Annotated in this window: 11 protein-coding genes and 1 tRNA gene (1 of these 12 only partly in view); 9 read left to right on the top strand and 3 right to left on the bottom strand. The window is 34.3% G+C overall.

The window, feature by feature from the left end; translation table 11 throughout:
* The first annotated feature begins 48 nt into the window (after window positions 1-48).
* Both Q3Y49_RS00090 and Q3Y49_RS00085 read left to right on the top strand, forming a co-directional pair.
* Window positions 49-3,651, top strand: a complete 3,603-nt coding sequence (locus Q3Y49_RS00090) for a sensor histidine kinase (protein ID WP_303270175.1) — start codon at window positions 49-51, stop codon at window positions 3,649-3,651.
* 2 nt (window positions 3,652-3,653) lie between these two features.
* Window positions 3,654-7,082 (top strand): DUF8818 domain-containing protein, encoded by a 3,429-nt coding sequence (locus Q3Y49_RS00085; protein ID WP_303270174.1) that lies wholly within the window; start codon window positions 3,654-3,656, stop codon window positions 7,080-7,082.
* Here Q3Y49_RS00085 and Q3Y49_RS00080 read toward each other — a convergent pair.
* Together Q3Y49_RS00080 and Q3Y49_RS00075 are read right to left on the bottom strand one after the other, a co-directional pair.
* Window positions 7,079-7,831: an ABC transporter ATP-binding protein gene (locus tag Q3Y49_RS00080; RefSeq protein ID WP_303270173.1), complete on the bottom strand. Its 753-nt coding sequence runs from the start codon at window positions 7,829-7,831 to the stop codon at window positions 7,079-7,081. The genes Q3Y49_RS00085 and Q3Y49_RS00080 overlap by 4 nt on opposite strands.
* Window positions 7,832-7,834: 3 nt before the next feature.
* Window positions 7,835-8,566, bottom strand: coding sequence for an MlaE family ABC transporter permease (locus tag Q3Y49_RS00075; RefSeq protein WP_303270172.1), 732 nt, complete (start codon window positions 8,564-8,566; stop codon window positions 7,835-7,837).
* A 355-nt stretch (window positions 8,567-8,921) separates the two neighbouring features.
* On the opposite strand from Q3Y49_RS00075, the gene Q3Y49_RS00070 reads away from it, so the two are divergent.
* From Q3Y49_RS00070 to Q3Y49_RS00060, 3 genes are read left to right on the top strand one after another with little or no spacing between them, the layout of a single operon-like run.
* Window positions 8,922-9,626 (top strand): SDR family oxidoreductase, encoded by a 705-nt coding sequence (locus Q3Y49_RS00070; protein ID WP_303270171.1) that lies wholly within the window; start codon window positions 8,922-8,924, stop codon window positions 9,624-9,626.
* A 4-nt stretch (window positions 9,627-9,630) separates the two neighbouring features.
* On the top strand, window positions 9,631-10,752 hold the full coding sequence (locus Q3Y49_RS00065) for a DegT/DnrJ/EryC1/StrS family aminotransferase (RefSeq protein WP_303270170.1): 1,122 nt from the start codon (window positions 9,631-9,633) through the stop codon (window positions 10,750-10,752).
* 50 nt (window positions 10,753-10,802) lie between these two features.
* Window positions 10,803-12,755: a polysaccharide biosynthesis protein gene (locus Q3Y49_RS00060; RefSeq protein ID WP_303270169.1), complete on the top strand. Its 1,953-nt coding sequence runs from the start codon at window positions 10,803-10,805 to the stop codon at window positions 12,753-12,755.
* Here the strand turns inward: Q3Y49_RS00060 and Q3Y49_RS00055 are convergent.
* Entirely contained in the window at window positions 12,752-13,453 is a 702-nt protein-coding gene (locus Q3Y49_RS00055) for an NUDIX hydrolase (RefSeq protein ID WP_303270168.1), read from the bottom strand. The two genes, Q3Y49_RS00060 and Q3Y49_RS00055, sit on opposite strands and share 4 nt — an antisense overlap.
* A gap of 191 nt (window positions 13,454-13,644) precedes the next feature.
* Between Q3Y49_RS00055 and abc-f the strand changes: the two genes are divergently transcribed.
* The 4 genes from abc-f to Q3Y49_RS00035 all read left to right on the top strand — a co-directional run.
* The gene (abc-f, locus tag Q3Y49_RS00050; protein ID WP_303270167.1) at window positions 13,645-15,519 is read left to right on the top strand and encodes a ribosomal protection-like ABC-F family protein; all 1,875 of its coding nucleotides are present in this window, start codon (window positions 13,645-13,647) and stop codon (window positions 15,517-15,519) included.
* A 178-nt stretch (window positions 15,520-15,697) separates the two neighbouring features.
* A tRNA-Leu gene (locus tag Q3Y49_RS00045) sits at window positions 15,698-15,781 on the top strand.
* A 323-nt stretch (window positions 15,782-16,104) separates the two neighbouring features.
* Window positions 16,105-16,593, top strand: a complete 489-nt coding sequence (locus Q3Y49_RS00040) for a Riean_0653 family protein (RefSeq protein WP_303270166.1) — start codon at window positions 16,105-16,107, stop codon at window positions 16,591-16,593.
* Window positions 16,594-16,641: 48 nt separating this feature from the next.
* Window positions 16,642-20,433, top strand: the 5' portion of a protein-coding gene (locus tag Q3Y49_RS00035; protein WP_303270165.1) for a T9SS type A sorting domain-containing protein. It continues 192 nt past the right edge of the window; only the first 3,792 of its 3,984 coding nucleotides appear in the window; its start codon is at window positions 16,642-16,644; its stop codon lies off the right edge, out of view.

Here is a 20,433-nt window from a genome sequence, read left to right as displayed (position 1 = left end):
ATTGTGAAGAAGTATTTAGTTTATATTTTTTTAATAACACTGGCCCTCTTGATTTTTAGCTTACGCAGTTACTATCATTCAAAGGAATCAGATAGAGAGGGATTTATTTCTGAAACGCAAACAAGGGTTTTAGAAGAGCTGCTCAAAGTAGAGAAAGATAAAGATCAGTGGAATGCATATTTCTCACAAAATAGATCCTTAGACTTTAAGTCTTTAAACGAAATTAAGACGACTTATCCGTTTTATATTTTCAAGAATATATCACTGGTATATTGGTCCGATGAACATTATGCCCCTGAATCAAAGAAGTATCGAAAAGAAGGTTGGCATTTTGTAAATAAGCAATCTGGTCAGTATTTGGAATATTCATTAAAGTCTAAAAGTGGAGATGTTCATATAATTTCAGTTATTCCTTTATTTGAATATTATGATGTGAATAATGAATATGTCCAATCAGGATATAATAGTAAAATATTACCCCCATCCGGTATTAATCTTTATCAAAATAAAAATGAGGATGCGTATGAAATTAGTGATTTAAACGGAGATCCCATTTTCTTTATCTCCTTGACAAATGAATTTGAATTTTATCATCAGGAGTTACATTATCTTATCCTCTTTTTAGAGTTTCTTTTTATATCTCTGTCCATATTCTCCTTATGGAGTTATTGTTCCTCCCGGAAGAATACAGTTCTTAAAATTTCTACCTTTATCGCAGGAATTTCTGTTTTATGGGTACTGATGGAGCTTTTTGATATGCCTTTTCATGCCAAAGATTTAAGACTTTTTGACCCGAAATTTTTCGCTTCTTCCGATTTCAATCCTTCAGTAGGAAATTTACTGATTAATTGTGTACTTTTTTTTATTGTAGGTTTTTTTTCCATCAGGAAGATCAAGACTTATTTACTTCGGAAATTCCGTAGTAGTCAATTATCAGGATGGGGGATAAATTTCTTATCATATCTCACGACCTTAGGGATCTTCTATTTCATTCATTTGATCTATATTCATTCCAATTGGGGTATAGACAGTACTGCTTCAATTGAGTTTAGCATATTTCAAATCTTATCTTTTGCAGTAGTCTTGCTATTTGGGTTTTTGGTGTTTGAGGTATTTAAAGTAGCTCACTTCTTCAATACTCAAGAAAAGTTAAGCCCTGTATATTTCTTAAGCGTCCAGTTGGCTTGTTTTGGTGCTTTTCAGATATTTGCAATCAAATTTGGTTATCCAATCTTCTGGATTGGTCTTACTGTGATGCTTTTCAATTCAGTGATTTTCTTTTCGAAATTGGGGGCAGTCCTCGAGAATATTAACTTTTTGAGCTTCATCTATATATTTTTATTGATTATTGCGATTTCAATAATTAGCGCTATCTCAGTTCAATTTCTCGAAAAACAAAATGAAGCCAACCAAAGAAACATACTGGCAGATAAGATATTAAATGGCAATGATGTCTTAGCTGAATACATGATCAATCAGCTGGAAGAAAGCCTCAGGAATGATGAATATATAAAAAGACAGTTTTTACTTCCCTTAACACCATACAAAACCATTGCTGATAAAATTGAAAGGTATTATTTGAATGATTATTTCGAAAAATATGAAAAGTCTATAAAGATTTTTGATGCGGAAGGTAATTCGATTTATCCAAATGGGAGCTTACCAATGTCCTCCTCTTATCCAATCCAGCAGATGAATGCCAGGAACAAACGTGGAGAGCTGAAATTGTATCTGGTGGGAAATAATGAGGAAAACCAACTTCAAAGAAATTATATATATGTCTTTGAAGTAAAACACTATGATTTTGTTTTTGCTAAGATCGTTTTAGAATTAAAACCAAAAAAGATCAGACCTGATAATGTATTCCCTGAACTATTGGTGAAAAATCGAAATATCCCTACCTTTTTGGATATTCCTTACGATTATGCACTTTATAAAAACGATACCTTATCTTATAGTGTAGGGGATTTAAATTTTCCCAATGTCGTAGAGGATGATGTCTCCGAAGATGCCAGTTTACTTAAAATTCAACATGACCGTAATCTTAAATTTAATGTTATCATAAACAATGGGGAAAAGTTGATTTTTAGTAAAACCAGTAATTTTTGGTACCGGTTTTTTTCTAATATTTCATTTTTCTTTGTTCTATCTTTCGTCTTAATATTTGCATTTTCCGCTATTCAGTTTATTAAGATTTACTGGAAAACTAGGAGTATTGGCCTTAGCGCAAAAATTCAATTATATTTTTCTTTAGCTTTTCTAATACCATTGCTTTCTGTAAGTGTTTCTACACTCGGATTTGTAAATGCAACTTTTTTAGATGATATAGTCTCTAAATATGAGGAAAATACCACCAGAGTAGCTAATCAATTGGTTCCTTTATTGATGAATTATGAAAGTGGATTACTAGATAAAGCTAATCTAAATAATGATATCTCTACTATTACAAAAATCATAAATGCCGATATAAATCTTTACGATTTAAATGGGCAACTTTTTTTAACGAGCCAGCCTCAAGTATTTGAAAAGAACCTGTTATCGTATAAGGTAAATCCGCAAGCATATGCATCTATTCTGCAGAGTGGACAAAAGATGATAACCCTTGAAGAGCAAATTGGAAACTTGAATTACCAATCGGCCTACGTTGGAATTAGGTCTTACAATACGGGTGAGTTATTAGCCATCTTGGGTAGCCCATTTTTTAAATCCAATAAGGAATATGATTTGTTGTTTACCGATTTGCTGAATAATGTGTTCAATATATTTGTAGCTTCTTTTATTGTATTTATCTTCTTGGCTTACACTGCCACTAAAATTTTGACCTCTCCATTGAACCTTCTTAAACAAAAACTTTCTCAGGTTAACTTATCTGCAGATAATAAGCCTATACATTGGCAAGTCGATGATGAAATTGGCTTATTAATTAAGGAATACAATCAGATGCTTTTAAAACTTGAGAAAAGTAGGCAAGCCTTGAGTAAAACAGAAAAGGAATCTGCTTGGCGAGAAATGGCTCAGCAAGTGGCACATGAAATCAAAAATCCGTTGACCCCTATGAAGCTTTCATTGCAACATCTGCAAATGAAAATTCAAAAGTCAGATAGTCCTCTCCCTGATGCTTCGGCTAAGATTGATAGCATTTTATCGCAGATCGAAAATTTAAGTGATATTGCTACTTCATTTTCTTCTTTTGCTAAAATGCCGATTCCGCAGAATGAAAGAATATGCATAACGGATATCTTAAGAAAAGTGGTCGATTTCTTCAAAGCAGAGCATGTAGAAATTTATTTGGATTTACCTAGCGAGGATATTTATGTATGGGCTGATCTTAAGATAATGGAGCGGACTTTTAATAATATGATATTGAATGCCTTGCAAAGTGGTGAAGAGGAACAATATATTGAGATCAATATAAAGATTGATTTGCAAAATGAAATAGTTAGAATTTCTATTCATGATAATGGTATGGGGATTCCTGAGGATAATTATAACAAAGTATTTTTGCCTAACTTTACAACCAAATCTACAGGTTCAGGAATTGGGTTGGCTGTGGCTAAAAGAGGAATCGAACATGCGGGAGGGGACATTTGGTTTGAATCAGAACCAAACGTGGGAACAACCTTTTATATTGAATTAAAAAGGCAGAACTAGTTTTGAAGTGGGCAAAGAAAGTTGTTTTGATCATATTGATGGGCTTTATTTTAGGCCCACAATTAGTAAGTGCCCAAAATTATTGTTTTCAAACGGCTTATTCAGCACTTTCTGTACCTGATTCGGCTTTGATTGTTCCTAGTTCATTGCAGATCCAAAATCAGTTTGGAGACAGCGTTTCTTATGCGATATCTAAAGGATTACTTATAATTAATAAAGTAAATGAACATGACACCGTAAGGGTTTGCTTCAATTATATCCTCAAAAATCAGCAAATTGTACATACGGCTGTACCGGAACAACTTTTTGATAGCACTGCAAAATTTCAACAAAAATTACAGCATGATAATTCTAATCATCAAACTACTCAAGAATTTCTGGGCTTGGAAGGAATAAAAATTTCAGGTGCGTTCATGCGCTCCGTTTCTGCTGGAGATCAACAATCTGCTATGATGCACTCTGTTATGGATTTAACTATTGCGGGAAATATTTCTGATGAATTAATGCTCCAAGCGCGATTGACAGATCAACAAATGCCATTCGAGCCCGAGGGGAATACTCAACGCTTGCAGGATTTTGACAGAGTAAATGTGCAGCTCAAGCATGAAAACTGGGAGCTGGAAGCAGGGGATTTAAATATTAGATCTAATTCAAACCTGAATTTTTTAAAATATAATCGACAAGTGCAAGGCTTAGGCGTATCATCATCTAAACTTTCATTTGACTCGACAGAATCGAATACTCAACTGGTGACCTCATTTGCAAGAAGCAAAACGGGAGTGCAAAATATTGAGCCTTTAGAAGGAGTTTTAGGTCCGTATCGAATCGAGGGTCCTCAAAATGAGCCGTTTATTTTTATTTTATCTGGCTCTGAGAAAATATTTTTAGATGGAAAGCAGTTGCAAAGAGGGTTGGACAATGATTATGTAATAGATTATAATGCTGCTGAAATAACGTTTAACTCCCAACACTATATTTCAAAATATAGCATTATCCAAATTGAATTTGAATATTCCGAAAGGCAATATAGTAGAAATGTAACCACACTAAAGCATGAGCAATCCGTTGGTAATTTGGACGTAAATTTTGGTTATTTCCAACAGACTGATAAACCGGATAATCAGATTGATGATTTAAGTCAATCAGATTTCAATGCGCTTTCAACTTTGGGCAATAATGCAGATTACGCAGAAATACCGGCAATAGATAGTCTAGGATATTCCGCTGATAAAGCACGATATACTAGAGTTGATTCAATAGTGGATGGAAAGAGTTATTGGGTTTATAAGTTGTCCAATAATCCAGAGATAGCTCATTATCAAGTAAATTTTACAATGGTCGGGGAGAACCAAGGTCATTATAGAATAGCTAATTCTTCGGAGAACGGGGTAGTTTATGAATGGGTGGCTCCAATAGATGATGTGCCACAAGGTAATTATGAGCCAATAAAGAAAATGGCTTTGCCTCAGAATCAAAGAATTATTAATGTCGGACTGAATTATAATTTGAAGGATGATTCCGATTTAAGCTTTGAATATGCGGGTTCTGAATTTGTTACAAACAGGTTTAATAAAGATGATACTCAGTTAAAGGGTAATGCCATGGCAATAGGATTTAGCTCTGCCACAAAATCTCTTCATTTCATGGAAAAGACCAGCATTAATTATTTCATTAAATATGAATTTCTAGATTCCGCATTTGCACCAGTTCAGCCTTTCCGAGCACTGGATTTTAATAGAAACTGGGGAATGGAGGAGTCAGCTGGTTTCCAAGCCGGAGAAGAGCATTTAATACATTTAGGAACAAGCATTGAGTCTAAAAACAAAGCATTAAGCTATGATGTGGCGCTACGAAATAAAGAAAATCTGGGAAGCGGATTTCAGCATAATATAAACTTTCAAAATAACGGAGATATCAGCATTACTGTCGATGGGTTTTTGATGGAAAGTGATAATGGAAATTTGAATACTGAATGGAAAAAGGCGCTGGTTGATTTTAAATATGCCAAATATAAATTAATGCCAGGCTATACTTTTCGAACGCAACAACATGAAATCAAAAACATGGACGAAATAAACAGAAGTTTCCAACATTTTGATAGTCATCAGTTCTATATCGCTAAGGAAGATTCAGGGAAATGGAATTTTAATTTATCTCATGAAATACGTTCCGATGAAATCCCCCTCGAAGGGCAAATGACTAATTCAGAAGATGCCCAAAATACTCAATTGAAATCTTCATTTAATTATGGACAGGGAAATAGTTTTATTCTTAATTTTCTTAGAAGAAATATCCAATCAAAATTAGATTCTGTACAGTCTCAACAGTTTTTTCAAGGATGCCTACATTGGCAGTCTTCTTTTTGGGATAATAACATCACTCAGAACCTAAATTTCCAAACAGGAACTGGCCGTGTTTTGCAGAGAAGTTACTTTTTCATGGAAGTGGCTAGAAGGTTAGGAACGCACTCTTGGTCAGATTTGAATGATAATGGGGAGCAAGAGCTTAATGAGTTTTTTGAAGATGAAACAGATTATGGAGACAGGAATTATGTTAAAGTGCTAACGATGGGTGATGAATATCAGACTGCCTACATTAATAATCTGCAATATCAACTCCGGTGGAAAATGCCTATTGAATGGGCTAATTCTCAAAATCTACTGCAGTACCTGGGTAAAATTTCAGGAAACTTTAATGCTAATTTGGATACTAAAAATACTTTTGAAGACTGGGTAGATAGGATCTCGCCTTTCCAAGCAAAGGAAGATGGAAGTGTTTTATCCTCTAGAAATATGTGGAAATCCAGTTTATTTTACAACCGTGGTGGAAATGCATTTTTGGAAGCCGTGTGGTCACAGTCCGGTAGGAAACAATTGTTGTTAGATGGTTTTGAAGGAGTAGATAGAAGTAACTTCACTTTTGCGGGTACTTGGAATGCTTTTCCGGATTGGAATTTTAATACATTATATAGAACTTCTCAAAACAGCTCGTTTTCAGATAGGGTAGAGGAAAGAGATTACCAATTCAGTTCCTCAGCAGTTATCCCAAAAATTATGTGGCAGGGCGGAAATAACCATAGGTTGAGTTTGTCTTACAAAAACGAAAATAAATGGTGTCCTAATGAGGGAATTGGGGGAGAGGTATTTGTAAATTCGGTTGAGCTCGCTAATAAATTTATTCAGGGAAGCAATGGTATTTTAGAATCTAAATTTAGTTACGTTAGTGTAAATTCAGAATTAGTTGATAATCAAAGTGCTTTGGCGTATGAAATGTTTGAAGGACTCAGAGCAGGCGAAAACTATGTTTGGAATGTCTCATTTAGAAGAAAAATCATAGGGGATTTAAACTTAATTCTTCAGTACATTGGTAGAAAAAGTCAAGACCAAAAAGCCATACATAATGGTACTGTTCAGTTAACAGCTTTGTTTTAAAGTGATTTGCGAAGTTTTTTCATAAACTTACTAGCAAATATAAAATCCTCTAGATCTTCTTGACCTGAAGTCAGGATATTGTCCGAATTACCTTCCCATAATTTCTTACCTTTTGCAAGATACATGATGTGTTCTCCTATTCCCATTACGGAATTCATATCATGAGTAACCACAATAGTGGTCACATTTAATTCATGAGTGATTTCTTGAATTAGTTCATCAATAAGTAGCGATGTTCTTGGGTCAAGACCTGAGTTTGGTTCGTCACAAAACAAATAATTTATATCATTTACAATGGCTCTAGCAATGCCTACGCGCTTTTTTTGCCCACCACTGATTTCTGAGGGCATTTTCTTATTGATGTTATCAAGCCCTACTCTATTCAATACATTATTAACACGATCAAGCTTTTCATCTTTTTTCATATCCGTCAGTAGCTCAAGTGGAAACATTACATTCTCTTCAATATTTTTTGAGTCAAATAATGCACCGCCCTGGAAAAGCATGCCAATTTCTCTTCTCATTTGTGATTTTTCTTCCTTATCAGCTTTAAGAAAGGCTCTATTATCATAAAGTACTTCTCCTTGCTCTGGAATAATTAAACCAACAATACATTTTAATAATACACTTTTACCTGTTCCACTTGCACCAATGATTAGATTGGTGATACCTCTCTCAAAGGTTCCAGAAATATCATCTAAAACTTGTGTTCCGTTAAACGACTTCGATATATTTTTGATTTCAATCATGGCTTAGTTTAATAACAATTCAGCTAAAACATAATCAGCTAACAGCACTGCAATACAACTTTTAGTTACAGCACTAGTACTTGATTGTCCAACTTCTAATGCACCGCCAGTGGTATAAAATCCCTGAAAAGCAGAGATTGAAGAAATTAAAAAGGCAAAAACTATAGACTTAATAAGCGCGAATTTTACAGTGTATGGATTAAAATCTATTCTAATACCATAAACATATTCGGTCTCGGTCAAAATACCAGTCATTGTGCCTGCTATGTAGCCTCCATATAAGGATAAGAATCCTGCAATTACCACTAAAAGTGGGTACATTATCATGGCGGCCACTATCTTCGGCAACACCAAATAAGAAGATGAATTGATACCCATCACTTCCAAGGCGTCAATTTGCTCTGTAATCCTCATGGTGCCGAGCCCACTAGCAATACTTGATCCTACTTTTCCAGCAATTACAATGGCGGTAATAGTTGGAGCAAGTTCTAAAACCACCATTTCTCTGGTAACCTGCGCTACAACATAGTTTTGGATTAGTGGACTAACTAAATTGTAAGCTGTCTGCACCGTAGTAACTGCGCCCATAAAAGTCGATGTTATAGCTACTATTATAATGGAGTTCCAGCCTATGGAAATACACTCATTAATCGTGAGTTTGAAATAGGATGAAAAAGTCTCTCTCCTTACAAACATGCTCCCAATAAATATAAAATAGGCACCTATTGATTTCATTCTTTTTTCATTATTTTATTGGCAAAAGCTTAACCCATATTTGACATTGTCCTTTAAGGGAAATTTGCGACAAATTTTACTTATAGGTGATCGTCAATAATTGATCTCGAATTAGTAATTTAAGTTGTTTAATATTTATTGTAACTTAGTAACGTTATTCTCTTCTTGTTCTTCAAATTTAAAGTTAGCATGAAAATTTTCTTTGCAATAGATAAAAGCTGTAAAGTACTCAAAAATTTCAGTTCCATATGAAAATTAATTCATAAACATTACGCTACTATTGCCTTGAAGTTTGAAGAACAAACTTAATAATCCTTAATTTCGTATTTTTAACGACAATAATAGAAATTATAGTATGAGTAAATATATCGTAGTAACTGGTGGTACAAAAGGCATTGGTAGAGCATTAATTCTAAAATTTGCAGAGAATGGGTTTAACATAATTACATGTTCTCGGAAAGAGGCAGATTTAAGTGTGTTGAAAGAGGAAGTGGAAAGTCGGCATAAAGTAGAGGTTTTTGTTATGCAGGCTGATTTATCCCTAAAGGATGACGTGAAAGAGTTTGCTGATTTCGTTTTGAAAACTACCTCAAAAGTGGATGTTTTGGTTAATAATACTGGAGTTTTCATACCAGGAAGCATTATAAATGAACCCGAGGGAAATCTGGAAATGATGATGAATACAAACTTGTTTTCAGCTTATCATCTAACTAGAGCATTATTACCCGTAATTATACCACATAAAAGTGGCCATATTTTCTCAATGAGTAGTATTGCAGGAATTACTGCTTATGCAAGTGGAGGTTCCTACAGCATTACAAAATATGCAATGCAAGGTTTTACCAAGTGTTTAAGAGAGGAATTGAAAGAAGAAGGAGTGAAAGTTACAGCTGTATTGCCTGGAGCGACTTTCACAGCAAGTTGGGAAGGAGTAGATTTACCGCATGAGAGGTTTATGAAGGCGGAAGATGTAGCTGAATCAGTTTGGTCAGCATTTTCCTTATCCGATAGAACAGTTGTTGAAGAAATAGTATTAAGACCACAATTAGGAGATATATAAAGCAATGAGCGAAAGAATATTTTTATCAGCTCCTCATATGGGAGGTGAAGAAATTAAATATATACAACATGCCTTTGATGAAAATTGGATCGCTCCCTTGGGGCCCAATGTCAACGGTTTTGAAGAAGATATTCAAAAATATAATAGCATTCCTTATGCGGCAGCTTTAAGCTCTGGAACGGCTGCAATTCATCTTGCGCTTATAATTCTGGGAGTAAAAAAAGACGATGTTGTTTTGGCTTCTAGTTTCACCTTTTCTGCTACAATCAATCCTATTGTTTATCAATTGGCTGAGCCGGTTTTAATCGATAGTGAAGAAGAGACTTGGAACATGGATCCCGAACTTCTAGAAAAATCGATAAAAGAGTATATAGCCAAAGGGAAGAAACCAAAGGCAATAATTTTTGTCCATTTGTATGGAATGCCCGGTAAAATTCAAGAAGTAAAAGCTATATCTGAAAAGTACGAAATCCCGCTTATAGAAGATGCAGCCGAGGCTTTAGGTTCAAAATTAGACGGAAAACCACTTGGTACTTTTGGTGATTTCGGGGTTTATTCTTTTAACGGGAATAAAATCATAACTACTTCTGGTGGAGGTGCCTTGGTTTCTGAGAATAAGGATTGGATAGATAAAGCAAGGTTTTTAGCTACGCAGGCAAGAGATGCAGCACCGCATTATCAACATTCTGAGATTGGCTATAATTACAGAATGAGTAATATAGCTGCTGGTATAGGTAGAGGTCAAATGAAAGTTTTAAATCAATGGATTGAAAATAGACGTTCCAATCATGATTTTTATGAGAAAGAGCTAAAATCACTTGGCTTTGATTTTTTATATGAGAATGATTCTGCATTTAGTAATAGATGGTTAACTTGTGTGTTATTCAGTCGAGTATCGAACAAGGAGCCTGAAGAATTGAGGCAAGATCTAGAAAAATATAATATTGAAACCAGACCCTTATGGAAGCCAATGCACTTACAGCCTATCTTTAAAAATAGTAAAGCTTATCTGTCAGGAGTTTCTGAAAAGCTATTTCAAAAAGGACTTTGTCTTCCCTCTAGTTCGTCCTTGACAAATGAACAAAAAGACTTGATTATCGAAAAAATAAAGGTCTTTTGTAAATAAAAGCTTAAATTATTATAAAAAAATATCAAATAGATTATATTTGTGTTGTTATGATCAAAAAGATTAATGATATCAGTTTTTTACCAAGGTGGATTATTTTACTAATCGACTTGGTATTGTTGATGTCTGCAATCGTTTTTGCCTATTTATTGAGATTTAATTTTAGTATTTCTGATATGCTGGCCTTCAAATTCACTGAAGGTTTAGTCTTATTTCTGATCTGTCATTTAATTTCAATTTTAATTACACAAAGCTATGCAGGGATTATTCGTTATACTTCTATAGAAGATGGTCTTCGTATTTCCTATACTACCTTTATTGGTACCTTATTAATAGCTATAGTTAGTTACCTCAATTTGTGGTACCAAGGAAGCGTTATCATTCCTGCTTCGGTCTTGATTATAAGCTTTATCCTATCTGTTGTAATTTTGTTTTCCTATAGGGTTTTGGTGAAAAATCTATTTGCATATTATAGAGATGCTGTCCGTCACAGAAAAAATGTAATGATTTTTGGTGCAGGGCAATATGGCATAATAACAAAGCATGTGATAGATGCAGATCCTAATGCAAGAATGCGAGTCGTAGGCTTTATAGATGATGATCTTAAAAAAGTGGGGAAAATATTGAATGGTGCGCCAATCTACGATGCGGAATATAATTTAGACGATATTTTAAATAGGTACCATATCCATGAAATTGTAATAGCGATCGCAAATCTTTCTGTTGACCGAAAAAATGAGTTAGTAGATTATTGTTTAAAGGCTCATGTAAAAGTAAGAACAGTTCCAGCCCCTGATAAATGGGTGAATGGAGAATTGAGCATGAATCAAATCAAAGAGATTCGTATTGAAGATCTATTAGGCAGAGAATCTATAAAATTGCAAAATCCTAAGGTGACGGAGAATATTGCAGGCAAAACTGTTCTGATTACTGGTGCTGCTGGCTCAATTGGTTCGGAAATTGCGAAACAAATCCTTAAAGTAAAGCCAAAAAAGCTTATTTTATTGGATCAAGCCGAATCTTTTCTATATGCTATTGATATCGAGTTGACTAATCTAAATGTTGGTGGTAATGTAGACATTATCCCAGTTATAATGGATGTTACCAATAATAGAAGGCTTGAAGTAATATTTGAAAAATATAAACCGAATGTAGTTTATCACGCGGCAGCCTATAAACATGTCCCTTTAATGGAAATGCATCCATTTGAAGCAGTATCGACCAATGTGTTTGGAACAAAATCATTAGCAGACTTTTCTGTTAAATTCAAGGTAGAAAAATTCGTAATGGTCTCTACTGACAAAGCGGTGAACCCTACCAATGTGATGGGTGCAACCAAAAGATTAGCAGAGGTATATGTACAATCTTTAAATGATTCCAAATCTGAAGAAGTTAAAAATAGTACGCAATTTATCACCACTCGTTTTGGAAATGTATTAGGATCAAATGGTTCTGTTATTCCGCTATTCAAAAAACAAATAGAAAAGGGTGGACCAATAACCGTTACTCATCCAGATGTTACTCGATATTTCATGACTATTCCGGAAGCCTGTCAGCTTGTTATTGAAGCTGGTATTATGGGTTTTGGAGGTGAAATTTTTGTTTTTGATATGGGTAGGTCCATTAAAATAATTGATTTGGCCAAGAAGATGATTCAGTTATCAGGCTATGAGGTCGATGATGATATCAAAATAATTTTTACAGGTCTTCGTGAAGGAGAGAAATTGTTTGAAGAGTTATTAAGCGACAATGAAACAACCTTACCAACGCATCATGAGAAAATCTTAATTGCCAAAACAGAAAGGATGGGGCATAAAGACATTATCAAAGAACTCCAGAAGCTTAATGATCTAATGTCAGATGAGAACGAATTGGGCATGATAATGCAGATAAAAAGTATTCTACCTGAATTTGTTAGCCATGCTTCCCGTTTTGAAGCCTTGGATGATGAACTTGCAAATGAAAGAAAACGCAAATGGAGTATTACCCGAAAAATCAGTTAGGCTTTCGTTTTCTTTACAGTGATTAGGCCTTCCTGGTATTCGTGAAATTTTTTCATTACATACCGAATAGAACGATAAGTAGTCAAAAGTACAGTTCTCAATTCCACTTTATTGACCCAAATAACCTTTTCAATCCCTTCTTCCTTTTGTGGCTTCATTTTCTTATCCTCTTTGAGGGTCATATGAAACCAGCTGGTTTTTTTGAGGTGGTTTTTTCCATTCCTAGTATATGTGTGCCATGTTTTACAAACTTTAGGGCCTAACTCAACCTGCACATTACATTCTTCTTCCACTTCCCTAACGGCAGCTGTTTCCACCTTCTCCTTTTTTTCAAGTTTTCCTTTTGGTAAATCCCATTTCTTCAGTCGATAAATAAATAGGTATTTATCTTTTTTGGTTACGATTCCACCTGCAGCTTCAACAATTTTAAACTCTTTCTTAAAACCTTTTATAACATTTGCATAATCGTAAACTTTGCATGCCAAAGAGTCAAGTTTTTTGTTTTTATCCGCTGATAGAAATCGATAGAAATCTAATATATCGGCCAGGCTACCTTTTCTAATAAGTACATCATCAATTAGATTATCGAATCGAATCTTCTCTTTTTCAGCATCAATAATAAGGTCATAATGCTCTCTATCTATTTCCCTTTCCATAGGGATTATATATAACGGAACATCATTGATAAAAACTTTCATAGGATTGGTTTTGAGCTATGCAATTAAAAGAATAATTCAGAATGTGCCAATTATTAATTTATAATTTAAACAGTGAAAATCAGAAAAGTTGTTTTCTAGGTTCAAATTGATTTCTTGATTGCAGAAATAGACTAATAGAAATACTTTTATTAATGTATTACTAATTTAAATATATGATCTAATTTTGCTCTATGAATTATCTGTCAGTAGAAAATATTACCAAAAGCTTCGGAGAAAGAGTCTTGTTTGAAAATATTTCTTTTGGATTAGCGCAAGGAGAAAAAGTAGCTTTAGTAGGAATTAATGGCTCTGGAAAGTCAACATTGCTTAAAATTTTGATGGGTGAAGAAACGCCTGATGAAGGAAATTTAAGCTTTCGTAATGATACAAAAGTGGGGTTTTTATCTCAAAATCCTCAATTTGAAGCCGGACAAAATGCTATGCAAGCCATATTTAGTTCTGATCATGAATCTCTGAATATCATCAAGGAGTATGAGAAATTAGCAGCAAATCCTGAAATGAATAGTAAAGAGCAGGCTCGCTTTCAGGATCTGATGGAAAAAATGGAAGCTCATCAACTATGGGATTATGAGAGTCAGGTTCAACAGATTTTAGGGCAATTAGGGATTGATAGTATTACGCAGTCCGTGGAGAATATGTCAGGAGGACAAAAGAAGAGGGTTGCTTTGGCTGCTCAATTAATTGTAAAGCCTGATTTTTTAATACTTGATGAACCAACCAACCACTTGGATATAAGTATAATTGAATGGCTGGAAAGTTATTTGGCAACACAAAATATGACTCTATTAATGGTTACGCACGACCGTTATTTCTTAGACAGAGTTTGCAATGGGATTTTAGAAATAGATCGTCAGCAAATATTTAAGTATAAAGGTAATTATGAAGAGTTTTTACTTAAAAAGGAGGAAAGAGAATCCATTGAGCAGATAGAAGTAGATAAGGCAAAAAACCTTATGAAAAAAGAGCAAGAATGGATGCGAAGAATGCCAAAAGCTCGCGGCACTAAAGCCAAATATAGGGTAGATGCATTTGAAGGTCTTAAAGATAAAGCTTCAAAGAATTTAAAGAGAGATCAAGTGGAATTGGAAGTGTCTCAGAAGAGGATGGGAGGAAAGATTCTGGAATTGAAAGCAGTATCTAAGGGTTTCGAGGAGAAGCAACTTTTTAAAAATTTTAGTTACACTTTTAAAAAGGGAGATAGAATTGGAATTGTTGGGCAAAACGGAACAGGAAAAAGTACATTCTTAAACATCTTAACTGGAAAACTAAAAGCTGACTCAGGTGATTTAGATCTTGGAGTCAATACAGAGTTCGGTTACTACAAACAACAAGAAATACAGTTTGATAATAGTAAGAAGGTTATTGAGGTTGTCCTGGAAATCGCAGAACACTTTTCCCTACCAGATGGAAGCGAAATATCAGCATCACAGTTTTTGAACAAATTCCTATTTCCACCAAAGCAACAACATGATTTTGTTCATAAGCTGAGTGGAGGGGAGAAAAGAAGATTGCAATTGCTATTAGTGCTTATCAAGAATCCAAACTTCCTGATTTTGGATGAACCTACCAATGACTTGGATTTACAGACACTCTCAATATTAGAGGACTTTCTCAACAGATTTCAAGGTTGTTTAATTATAGTATCGCATGATAGATATTTTATGGATAACCTAACTGATCAATTGTTTCTTTTTGAAGGAGATAATCAGATTAAAATCTTTAATGGTAATTACACGAATTATCGAGCTATAAAAGATCAGAAGCCCAAAGTAAAAAGTACAAAACCAACAGAAACAATCAACAAAGAGAAGCCAAAGGTAGAGGATAAGCAAAAGTTAAGTTATAAGGAGAAAAGGGAATTAGAATTAATCGACAAGGAGATTCCATTATTAAATAAGCAAAAGGAAGAATTGGAAGTTAATTTAGCAAAAGGAAAAGGGGATACAGATGATTTTTCTAATTGGGGTAAAGAATTAAATGAAATTAACAAAAAATTAGAGGAATTAGAAATGCGTTGGCTTGAGTTAAGCGAATTTGAAATGTAAAATTATGCATTGTGTTGATATTGAGAGGATTATCTTGTAAGTAGGATAGAAAACGACTAGAAGATTTTTAATGAGAGATTCTTTTTTTATTTTTTTATGAGTCACCTGTTTTATTTTAATAATCATTAGCTATATTTGCATCCCGTTAAGGAAATGCTTTAACGTTTTGTCTTGAAATGCCTTGGTGGCGGAATTGGTAGACGCGTTGGTCTCAAACACCAATGGGGTAACACCCGTGCCGGTTCGACTCCGGCCCAAGGTACACATAGCCCTGTTAATCATCTGATTTTCAGGGCTTTTTTATTATATAGGTGGCAAAATAGGTGGCAAACTTTTTTATTATAAATAGAAAAGCATAACATTTTTGTTAGATATTATATTTAATTTAAACTACTTCAAAAGAATTCTTACTCGACTAATCTTTCTGAAATTCCTCGTTACCAGTCGTATGTTAATTTAAGTAGGTGACGTAAGTATATTTTCGTTACTGACTGTACCAAAAAGTACATTTGAAAATTTCACCTATTTTGTTTTTATAAAAATTAAACTTTTATTTTAGTTTAAAATAAACCAAAACAATACCCCATGAAAATTTTTCTTTCCCATTTAATAGTTCTATTCCTTTTCACATCTTGTGAATCTCTGATTAAACCTGAACCAGAATTGCCCCCTATTACCACAGAAGGCAAAAACACCTTTGGTTGTTTGGTAAATGGGGAGGTTTGGTTGCCTAAAGGAGGTATTAATAATCCTAAATTGAATGTTTCACTTTCAAATTCTGGAGAATTTGAACTTCAAGCTTTTAGAGATGCTGATAGAGAAACCATTCAATTATATTTTATAGATTGCTGCGATGAAAATTTGAATTCGGAGATAAATAGTTTTCCATTTAGTGCAGCCGCAGCAAATTTGGGGGATTGTTTTTTTGAAACTGATTCAAGCGCAGGTCATTTCGAAATTTTAGAATATAGTCCTCGGGATTTCATTCTGGCAGGAACATTTGAATTTACGATCGAAAACGAATGTGACACCATTAGGGTCACTGAGGGTCGCTTTGATATCCGTTATCGTTAATACTTCCCTTAATTATTTCAATAAACTTTTCACTCAAATTTCAAACCAATGAAGAAACTTTACCCAATTGTTTTATTCCTAATTTTTGTAACTAAAATCTATGCTCAGGAAGTTGAAGTGGTGGATTCCATTAATCGGACGGTAAGTGAGGCAGCCGAGGAAATATTTCAAAACATTGATAATGCTGATATTACCACTGGCTTTTTAGTTGACCGTTCCTTAAGCGCCATGGATTTTGGCAATTTTACAGGTATTCCACAATTCTTGAAAGATACCACTGAACACCAACAATGGAAACATCTTTATGGGGTGTTCAAGCGCAATGCTGAAAATGAAACCGATGTTTGGAATAGTGACTTAATACTAAATATTTTCACTATTGACAGTTTGATAGAAGTACGAGGATTAACTGGTGATAATGTATTTCCTTGTGTTTTTTTTGATATTGATACAGAAGAATGGTACAATCAATATAACAACGAAAAACAATATTTATTGGATATATCATTAAACTATCCTCCCCAATTACCAAGGATTAGAAGGTGGCTACGACATATTGATGAAAAAATTGAAGTCATCAGCGTCCTCGATGATCAAGAACAAGGCTATGGGGTTTTGAATGATAGCAATAAGGTCGACTTGCTCAATTTTAGCCAAGTCTTTAGTACTCTTGAAAAATCTTGGGTTGGGAATGAAAATGAGTATCCGATAATGAATCAAGAAGATTTTTTTGAGAAGCTAGCGAATTCTAAGGATACTGATAGTGTTGTACCTATTGCGATTCTGAACATGGAAATCAATCGATTAAAACCCACTGCTATTGAGTCGGATGCTTTGTCATTTGAGGATGGAGTTTTAAATCCTATTGGGGAACCCTATGAATATTTAGAGACGATTAATTGGTTATTTGCTAGTCCACTTAGCTTACAACTTGAAGGAAGGAACCAACAATTTCGTTTAGATCGTGAATTATATGTTCAACATCAAAGCAAAAATATTGAATCAATAGCAATAGATTTTGATGATGAGAATGGATTTATAGAGCTTACATGGGATGATGTAATAGCGGTGGATTATGAAGATATAGGAGAAAAGGAAATTGTGGTGAGGTTAACTTATGAAGATTGCAGTTTTGCCTATAGTCAATCTATAATTGAGGTGACCGAAAACAGTAATAGCACAAGCCAAAGATATGTAGGTATAGCTGATGAGGAATTTCATATTGATGCTGGAAGGTCTTATGAAGGAGAAACAGCAGGAGGAACAGTAAGCATTGAATATGGATGTGGAAACGATCAATTAAGAAAACCATTTATTATCATAGAGGGTTTCAACCCCCCTGAATATGATGTTTTTAATGGCAATTCTGATTATGAAGGTTTTTTTAATTCATTAAGATTTAATATGAGAAATAGCCTCCAAAATGCAGGATATGATTTAATATACCTTAATTACGATAATGGAGCTGAACCCATTCAGCGAAATGCTTATTTGGTTCAAACTTTACTTAAAATAGTTAATGAAATGAAGGCTGATAATGGAAGCGTTGAGCCTAATGTGGTCTTAGGATCAAGTATGGGAGGTTTAGTGGCAAGGTATGCACTAGCTGAAATGGAACGTCCTTTAGATGGCAGGGAGTCTGAAGAACATGATACAAGGTTATACATATCTTTTGACAGTCCGCACAGAGGGGCTAATTTTCCTTTAGGCATGCAATATATGGTAGATCATATAAGTTATATGCCCCAATTAGAGGAAAGTGTAGAGGAAGTAAAGCGGATTATGAGGAGCGGGATCATTGATCCTGATGAATTTGATATTGATTTTGAAAATTTCACTCAAGATATAGGGAGTAAAATATTTGACAGACCAGCTACTAAACAGCTTTTAATTCAACAAATAAGAGAAAATGCCACCCATCATAATGCCTTTATGGAGGAGTATCATCAGCTGGGTATGCCACAAAATACTAGGAATATTGCCATTGCCAATGGTTCTCAAATTGGAGAAGGATTGCCTTTTGATCAGAATGATCGTTTGTTTAGGCTTAATTATTTTGGGGCAATCAACGGAATTTTAAGAGCTATTAGAAGAATTGGAGAGGGTGTTAATCCTGATATACGAGAAATGAGTGGATTCCAAAGATTATTAGATTCTTTTAAAATTATAGGTATTGTAGCGTCAAATAATTACTACTCAAGGTTTAGGGTTGAGCCTTCTAATCCTACAAACAATATAGAGGTGATTTACAGAGGATCTGTTTTTGGTAATTTACTTTTAATTCCGATCCCATTGAATATTAGAACTGTGAAGACAAGAAATCAAGCGCCATTAGATTTTGCACCAGGGGGAAGTTTTAATTATGGATTAGATGGTATTCCAGAATTTATAGTGGATGCCGGGCCAGGGGTTTTTAGCCATATCCCCACAGTGAGTGCCTTGGATATCGATATTGAAAATAATGAAGATTATTTTATGGATGTACGGAATGCTAATATATTAGGTAATAATCTGACGGAGTTTGATAATTATGCAGCACCAGATGCCGATTTTTTAGATGCTAACCTAGAACCCACCTTTAATGAGCGACATACCACTTTTACTAATTTCAATGAAGCCTTATTCTTAGAAGAAGTAATCAGAAATAATGATTTCACGCCACTAGATTTGTCAACTACAAATTTTACTTTTTCAGGTGAGCCATACTATAACTTTACAGAATTTACCGATAATAGAATATACAGTGGCTTTATTAATAATGGTGAAAGTTTGCTGATCAATAATGATGTTGCCTCAGCTTTTCCTTCTTCTAATATATCGAATCCGAACGTTGATTCTCACATTAGGGTAACTGCTTCTGGCGTTAGTAATTGTAATTATAGGCCTACTGAAATTACGGTTGAAGATAGTGGGGAAATCATTATTGGTGACGGAGCTGATTTTACAGGTGAACTATATATGCTTTCAGGCACAAGTTTAAGATTTAATGAAGGAAGTAGATTGGTAATCAACGAAGGTTCATCCTTAACAATGGATTGCGGAAGTCAATTTATTTTTGAAGAAGGGGCTGAAATTGTTAATAATTCAGGAAATTTATTCATCAATACTGAAATAGAATATATTGGTTCAGGAGAATTTCCCTATGATTATGAAGTTGGTAATGGGGTTAATATTGATACTGAAAATATAAATTTAACAGGCCCAGAATATGTTTGTGTAGGGGATGAGATTGAATTTAGGTTGAATAATTGGGATTTAATTAATGATTTCACATTCGAATCTGAAAATGGAGAAGATGAATTTTTTACAGTTGTTGAACAGTCTTCGGATTTGATTAGAATTAGAGTTGAACAAGGCTTTAGTGGTAGTGTCAATTTGATTGCAAATTTAAGACTTGATGAAGCTTGTGGAAGTACAGCTAAGGTTACAAAAGAAATTATATCAGGTGCATTTTTGAATCAACCAGTTAGTGTTAATTATGCATTTGGTGATGCTGTGGGAGGTGGAATATTTGTTGAGGAACAGTTGTGTCCAAATACAGATTATATTTGTTTGCTTACAATTGAAGATGAAAATATTATTAATAAGCTACAAGAGGTAGATTGGACTGGAACGGGAGCGACTGTCGGAAATATTAATACTAATACTGAATTAGGGCAAAGTATCGTCTATTTCACAACTTCAGATGATCCTGAAAATGATTTATTGACCTTTAGATTAGGCAGTATTTGTGGTGATTTCAGTTCAATAAATGATATAGATTATAACACTAAATACGAATGTAATAGTGGTTTTAGGGTTTCATTGTCACCTAATCCAACTTCTTCGGAAACTGAAGTT

It is taken from the genome of Marivirga harenae, from assembly GCF_030534335.1.
Lineage (GTDB): Bacteria > Bacteroidota > Bacteroidia > Cytophagales > Cyclobacteriaceae > Marivirga > Marivirga harenae.
This window is presented reverse-complemented; position numbering and strand designations above follow the sequence as displayed.